Origin of the sequence: uncultured Sphingomonas sp. (assembly GCF_964250165.1) — a bacterium.
In the GTDB taxonomy this organism is placed as follows: Bacteria; Pseudomonadota; Alphaproteobacteria; order Sphingomonadales; family Sphingomonadaceae; genus Sphingomonas.
The window spans coordinates 20,960-27,041 of sequence record NZ_CAXUEK010000027.1; the positions used below are offsets into that span (position 1 = coordinate 20,960).

General features: G+C 70.0%; 3 protein-coding genes. All 3 read left to right on the forward strand.

Annotated features, from left to right (window positions below; translation table 11 throughout):
- The first annotated feature begins 22 nt into the window (after positions 1-22).
- On the forward strand, positions 23-355 hold the full coding sequence (locus tag ACFE64_RS07785) for a hypothetical protein (RefSeq protein WP_375391890.1): 333 nt from the start codon (positions 23-25) through the stop codon (positions 353-355).
- Between the two features lie 108 nt (positions 356-463).
- The gene (locus ACFE64_RS07790) at positions 464-679 is read left to right on the forward strand and encodes a 4-oxalocrotonate tautomerase family protein (protein WP_375391891.1); all 216 of its coding nucleotides are present in this window, start codon (positions 464-466) and stop codon (positions 677-679) included.
- Between the two features lie 240 nt (positions 680-919).
- Positions 920-6,082 (forward strand): DUF4011 domain-containing protein (locus ACFE64_RS07795; RefSeq protein WP_375391892.1); only part of this gene is annotated, 5,163 nt, incomplete at its 3' end.

Consider the following 6,082-nt stretch of genomic DNA (forward strand, 5'->3'; position numbering starts at 1 on the left):
CGCCGAAGGTGAGCCGCACGACGTGGTCGCGCATCGGCTGGTTGAGGCGCTGTCCGGCCACGACCTGTTTGCCAGCGCGCGGTCTTGGGATGGCAAGTGGCTGAGCGCCCTCCTTCGGTCCGCAGGGCTGCCACGCCACCTGCTCAGGGTGCGCGACACGGACGAAGCGCTGCGGGAGACGGCGACGGAGATCTTGCGCGCAGTTCTTCCCGCGGCACGGCTCGATCTCGAGGTGCACACGATCGTTGCCGAAGCCAGCGCCGTCAGGACCGCCAGCCCGCGCATCGAGCGCTTGCGGATGCAACCGCCGAACACGAGACATGGCTCCGGGCCAGGCAGGCGGCTCGCGACCTGATCGCTGCGGTCGGTTGGGAAGCCTCGCGCACGCCCATCGGTTCAGTTCCTGAACTTGTCGCCGGTTGCCACCCTGGCATCCTGGCGGCTCCAATCAAAGGAGCAAACCATGCCGCTGGGAGACATTCACGTGATCAAGGGCGTGTTCACGCCCGAGCAGAAGTCGGCGATGATCGCTGGGGTTACGAACGCGGTGGTGGCGGTCGAGGGCGAAAACCCGCGCGGCGCTACCTGGGTGAAGATCAACGAAGTCGAAGGTGGCGACTGGGCCATCGGTGGCCAGCCGCTTCAAGCGGCGGACGTGCAGAAGATGGCGGCCGGTTAGCGCCCTATCGGTGCAGGCGGGCACGACCCACAATCGGCCGTCAAGCGTGGCATGACCGGTTCCTGGAACCGGCCATTCGTTCACGGCCGTATGTTGAGTCGGTGGTCAATCCGAGGGGGAAGATTACCACGCTGTCTCGAAGCCATGCGCAGCATCGTCGGCCGCTCATTAAAGCGACCAACTGACTCGACAGAGCACCCGGAACCTCTTCATATTGTTGCCTTGGGGAGGGACTTGGCGTTGGCGAGCAATCCAATCAGCGAGCAGACCGACGAGTCCATGTCGGTGTTCCAGAGCGCCCTGCCAATCCGCGAGAAGCTGGATCGGGCGCGGACGGAACTGCTCGACCTGTCAGCCCGCAACCGGCTGCTCAACATGCCCAGGTCGTCGAAGAGCGTCCGGGCGCTGGAGGTAGTCGACGAACTCAGCGCCGAGGTCTTCCGCCTGCTGGTGCGCGAGAACCGCGTCTTCTCCTTCACGGCCGGCAAATCCGCCGCCGACACGACGGAGGACGGAAACGAGGCCGACGAGGTCGAGGAGCTCGCCCAGCCCGAAGACGACGAGGTCGACGGCCGCGGCATCCACGCGCGTCATTCCGACACCCGGCTCCAGACCCGGCTCACGCCCAAGGGATTGCAGCGGCGCCTGCTCGACCTGTTCTTCGACGCCCGGACGTTAGAGGAGGAGCAGGGCGTCAATATCCTGTACCTTACGCTCGGCGCGCTGAAATGGATCGACCCGCAGAACGCCGCCAACATCCGCTTCGCGCCGCTCGTCCTCATCCCCGTGTCGCTCGAGCGCGGCAACGCCGGCGAGAAGTTCAAGCTGCGGGCGAGGCAGGAGGACTACGCGTCCAACCTGTCGCTGGAGGCGTTCCTCGACCGCGTCCACGGCATCCGGCTGCCCGCGTTCGAGGCGGGCGACGCGTTCGACCCGACCGGCTACTTCGCCGAGGTGGCCGACGCCGTATCCGCCAAGCCGGGCTGGGCTGTGGCGCCCGACGACATCGTCCTCGGCTTCTTCTCGTTCGCGAAGTTCCTCATGTACCGCGACCTCGACCCGGAGAACTGGCCCGCCGCGGCCAGGATCACGGATCGCGGGCTGGTCCAGGGCCTGCTCAACGAAGGATTCGAGGGATCGGGGGAGATGATCTCCGAAGACGCGAACATCGATCCGTTCATTCCGCCCAGTGACATGCTCCACATCGTGGACAGCGACAGCTCGCAGGCGCTCGCCGTCCACGAGGTGCGCCGGGGCCGCAACCTCGTGATCCAGGGGCCGCCGGGCACGGGCAAGAGCCAGACCATCGCCAACGTGATCGCCTCGGCCGTGGCGGACGGCAAGACCGTCCTGTTCGTCGCCGAGAAGATGGCTGCGCTGGAGGTCGTCAAGCGGCGGCTAGATTCCACCGGCGTCGGGGACGCGTGCCTGGAGCTGCACAGCAACAAGGCGAACAAGCGCGCCCTGCTCGAGGAGCTGCGCCGGACGTGGGAGCTCGGCGCACCGCGGGGGCAGCAGCCGGGAACGCTCCACGCGCGCCTGCGGGAGGCGCGGGACAGGCTCAACGGGCACGCCGCGCGGATGCACGCGCCGCACGCCGGATCGGCGCTCACGCCGTTCCAGGTCGTCGGACAGCTCAGCCGCCTCAGGCTCGGGGGCGAGAAGCCGAACGACATCAAGCTGGCCGACCCGCAGGGCTGGACACCCGACGACTTCGCGGAACGGCATGGGCTCATTACGGACCTGGTCGACAGGATCGAGGTCATCGGCCGGCCCGAGGACCACACCTGGCACGGGGTGGGCCTTTCCTCGATCCTGCCAACCGACGTCGAGCGGCTGACCGGCCGCATCGCGACCCTCGCCGAGCGCCTCGCCGGCCACGACGAAGCCGTCGCGGGCCTGGCTGTGCAGCTCGAGCAGCCGCGTCCAACCGCCCTGCAGGGCTTGGCGCCGCTCGCAGCGCTCGCCGCCCGCATCGCCGAGGCGCCCCGACTGGCGTCCGTGGCGATGGCCGCACCGGCTTGGGACGAACGGGCCGGCGAGGTCGCCGCGCTGCTCGCCATCGGAGGCGACCACGCCGCGCTGCGGCTGGAGCTGGCGACGTCTGTGGGGGAGAGCGCATGGACGGCCGACTTGGGGGAGACGATCGACGCCCTCTTGCTGCTCCCGCCCGACCTCGACGAAGGTGGTTTCGCGTCGGTGACCGCGCTCGCTGACGGTCTGCCCCGCCTCATGTCCGAGTCTGCTTCGCTCGCCCGAGCGATGGGACGGGATGCCCCGACCACGATGCGCGACGCCGCCAAACTAGCCCAGGTCGGCGAGCGGGTGGCCGCCGCCCCCGACGCCAGTGCGGAGGCGTTCGCGGCCGATCTCTGGGACGGCGGCGTGGAACGCGCGGCCGACCTGGCGGAAGCCGTTGCCAAGTTGGAGGCGGCCAGGGCCCGCATCGGCGACGGGCTGTCGGACGCAGCCTGGGGCATGGACCTGGCGGGCGCCCGGACGGTGCTCGCCACGCACGGCACCAGCTTCTTCAAGATCTTCAGCGGCGAATGGCGGCGCTCCAACAGGCTCGTCCGGTCGGTGCTGTCACGTCCCGACGCGCCGCTGGACGAGGTGCTCGGCATGCTCGACGCGCTTGCCGCGGGCCAGGTGGCGAAGCGCTCCATCGAGGCCGACGAGGCGCTCGGCCGCAGCGCCTTCGCATCGCACTGGCGCGGCGACCGCTCCGCATCGGCACCGCTGCTCGCGCTCGTCGACTGGATGCGCTCGCTACGCGACCTGGGCGCCGAGCCGCGCCTGATCGCCGCCAGGAAGCCCGATCAGGTGGAGGTGAGCGCGCGCGCCGCGCGGACGACGTCGCTGGCGACGGATCTGGCCAGCAGCGCCGCGACGCTGTGGGACGCGCTAAACGACACACGCGCGTCGGCGTTCGGCGAGGAGGCCGACGCCCGCCAGGCGGACCTCGCCTCCCTGCTCGCCTTCGCCGTCCGCATGCACGAGGCGGACCGGACCTGCGGCCGCCTGCTCACCATCGCCGGGCTGACGGCGGGCGGCCGCCTGTCCCTGCTGGAACGGGTGGCGGCCGGCCAAGGACTGGCGGCGCTTATCGAAGCCGCGTCGCCGCTCGGGGAGACCGCGTTCGCGGAGCGCTGGCGGGGGACCGCGTCGGACTGGCGCGAGCTGGATCGCACGGCGGAGTGGATGGCCGCCAACGCGGACATCCGCATGCTCGCGAGCCGAACCGCCGACCGGGCCGGACCGCGCCATCTGGCCCAGCAGCTGGAGGCGGCACAGGAAGGCCTGCTGGCGGACCTGGGTTCGCTCCTCGACGCGATCGCGTTGAACCGCGTCCGCGCGTTCGGCATCGACCGGGTCGAGGCGCTCGGCACCGCCGATCTGCACGCCCGGCTCGAGGCATGGTCCAGTTCGGGGGAGAAGCTCTTCCAGTGGGTGGCCTACCGCGATCGCACGGAGCGCGCCTGCGCCCTGGGCTGCGGCGACATCGTCGACCGGCTCGCCGACGGGCGGCTCGCCCCGGACGCGGCGATAGGCGCGTTCGAGATGGCCTATTACGAGGCGGTCTATGCGGACCAGGTGCGGGCCGAGCCCGAGCTAGGCACGTTCGACGGCACCCTGCACGGACGGCTCGCCCGCGAGTTCGCCGACATGGACCGGCAGCGCATCTCGTCGGCCAGCTACGAGGTGGTGAGCGCGCACCACAAGGCCGTGCCGCCGCGCGACGGCGGCGCGGTGGGGCCGCTCGGCGTGCTGCGGGCCGAGATCGCCCGCAAGCGCGGCCACATGCCCATCCGCCGCCTGATGGAGAAGGCGGCGCCCGCCGTGCAGGCGCTGAAACCCGTGTTCATGATGAGTCCGCTGTCCGTCGCGCAGTTCCTTGCGCCGGGCGTGTTCGAGTTCGACCTGCTCGTCATGGACGAGGCGAGCCAGATCCAGCCGGTGGACGCGCTCGGCGCGGTCGCCAGGGCGAAGCAGGTGGTGGTCGTCGGCGATCCCAAGCAGCTGCCGCCCACGGCCTTCTTCTCCAAGGTTACAAGCGGGGCGGCGAACGACGACGAGGACGGATCGGGGAGCCGGGTCGCCGACATCGAGAGCATACTCGGCCTGTTCACCGCGCGGGGCCTGCCGACGCGAATGCTGCGCTGGCATTACCGCAGCAAGCACCAGTCGCTGATCGCCGTCAGCAACCGCCAGTTCTACGAGAACAAGCTGTTTATCGTCCCCAGCCCCTACACGGCGGAAGCGGGCATGGGCCTGCGCTACCACCACATTCCGCAGGGCATCTGGGATGCCGGCGGCAGCAGGACCAACGCCGTCGAGGCGAAGATCGTCGCGCAGGCGATCGCGGCGCACGCCCGCGACAACCCGAACCTGTCGCTCGGCGTCGCGACGTTCTCGACTTCGCAACGCCGCGCGATCCTGGACCAGCTGGAGGTGCTGCGGCGCACGCTGCCGCCCGAGGTGGAGGCGTTCTTCCAAGCGCACCCGTCGGAGCCGTTCTTCGTCAAGAATCTGGAGAATGTTCAGGGCGACGAGCGCGACGTCATCCTGATCTCCGTCGGCTACGGGCCGACCACGCCGGGCGGCCGCGTCCCGATGCGCTTCGGCCCGCTCGGCACCGAGGGCGGCGAGCGCCGGCTTAACGTCCTCATCAGCCGCGCCAAGCAGCGCTGCGAGGTGTTCGCGTCGATGTCGGACGAGGAAATTGACCTCGACTTCGCGCAGACCCGCAAGGGCGTGTTCGCCTTCAAGATGTTCATGCACTTCGCCCGGACGGGGCGCATGACCATGGCGGAGAGCACGGGCCGCGACCACGACAGCGTGTTCGAGGAGCAGGTCGCGAAGGCGCTCCAGGCCAGGGGCTACCAGGTCCACCCCCAAGTCGGGCTCGCCGGCTTCTTCATAGACCTCGCCGTGGCCGACGCCGAGCGCCCCGGCCGCTATCTGCTCGGCATCGAGTGTGATGGTGCCTCCTACCACGACGCACGCTCGGCGCGCGACCGCGACCGGCTCCGCCAGTCGGTGCTGGAAAGCCACGGCTGGACGATCCACCGCATCTGGAGCACCGACTGGTTCCAGCGGCCGAACGAGCAGCTCGAGATGTTGGTCGCGCGCATCGAGGCCGCCAAGGCCGAGCACGACGCGGAGGCGGCGGGAAGGCGCGCCGCCCACGCCGTGCCCGTCGACATCGTCACAGTCGAGCGCGAGGAGCTCACCGAGATCGGGTTCGCGGCAAGCGACGACGCGCCGGCGACCGGAGCATACGAGGAAGCCGTGCTCCAGCGGCCGCCGCACCTGACGTGCGAACTGCACGACGCGCCGACCGGCGCACTGTCGCAGCTCGCCGAGGCAGCGGTCGCAACGGAGGGGCCGGTCCACATCGAC

Coding starts and splice junctions, on each gene's coding strand:
- ACFE64_RS07790 (WP_375391891.1), top strand. CDS start 464: ATGCCGCTGGGAGACATTCACGTGATCAAGGGCGTGTTCACGCCCGAG.